The sequence below is a fragment of the Bowmanella yangjiangensis genome, from assembly GCF_017255015.1.
Taxonomy (GTDB): Bacteria; Pseudomonadota; Gammaproteobacteria; order Enterobacterales; family Alteromonadaceae; genus Bowmanella; species Bowmanella yangjiangensis.
Genome location: NZ_JAFKCS010000284.1, coordinates 1 through 1,035, shown reverse-complemented (window position 1 = coordinate 1,035; position 1,035 = coordinate 1). Strand labels below are relative to the sequence as shown.

Genomic DNA, 1,035 nt, shown 5'->3' with positions numbered 1-1,035 from the left:
CTTTCGCCGCGCCGCAGGTTGCCATTCAGTCCGTCGCTGCCCCTGTCGTCGCTGCAGACGGCGCTGACCGCGTGGGTGCGGACCGAGTGGCCGAAGGGGGCGCCGAACGCACCCTCGAGCGCTTCCGTGTCGCCGAGGATGGTGCTGACCGCATTGGTGCCGATCGTGTCGCCGAGGGCGGTGCCGAACGCGTAGGCGTCAACCGCATTGCAGAAGGCGGGGCCGAGCGTACTCTCGAGCGCTTGCGTGTCGCTGAAGATGGCGCTGATCGTGTCGGTGCCGATCGTGTCGCCGAGGGTGGTGCCGAGCGAGTGGGCGCCAGTCGCACTGCCTGATCGACGCTTCACTCCGCTTCGACTGAAGGCGCCCATCCGGGCGCCTTCGTCGTTTATCGATAGCGTCCACGTTCTGCGTGGGCGCTATCCTCGGGTTGCTGTAGCGCCATGGCCTTGCCCGCCGATCCCTTCAGATGGCCTGGCCCAGCGCGAAAACAGGCAGGTACATCGCCAGGATCATGACGCTGATGGCCAGCGTCAGGCCGATGACGCCCGTCAGGCAGGCGGCCAATGGCCGGCGTTCGGCCTTGGGCCAGAACATGAACGCCGCGATCACCAATATCGGCAGCACCCAGAGCCACAGGTGGTAGCTCAGGGCGAGCTGCGTCATCAGCGGTAGTTGGGCCCCGAAACTGTCGAAGACCTGCTGAAACGAAGGGATGACCAGCATCGGCAGCGCCGCCGCAATGAGTGCACAGATCAGTCCCACGATCAGGCGGGTGGCCGTGGTGGCGCTGCCACCCTGATCCGATCCGCCTTCGAGGGTCGACTGAGGGGGTTGGTATGGATTGGTCATAGGGCCATGGCGTCTGGGGGAAGGGGAGGGTTCGATGAGCGAAGCGACTCAGGTGTCAGGCGTTTCAACGCCGTTCGTCATTCAGGAGTCTTCCGCTTCGGGCGCTCGGAAAGCCTTGCTGTAGTAACCCGACTGATCGAAGCAGCAGACCCGTTTCTTGCCGGATGCCAGCATGTCGCAAGC

2 protein-coding genes are annotated in these 1,035 nt (G+C 64.7%); both read right to left on the bottom strand.

Annotation, left to right across the window (positions count from 1 at the left end):
- A partial coding sequence (locus J0A65_RS24005; protein WP_206596785.1) for a hypothetical protein occupies window positions 1-371 on the bottom strand: 371 nt, incomplete at its 3' end.
- Window positions 372-465: 94 nt separating this feature from the next.
- Window positions 466-852 (bottom strand): hypothetical protein, encoded by a 387-nt coding sequence (locus J0A65_RS24000; protein ID WP_206596784.1) that lies wholly within the window; start codon window positions 850-852, stop codon window positions 466-468.
- Window positions 853-1,035: the final 183 nt, after the last annotated feature.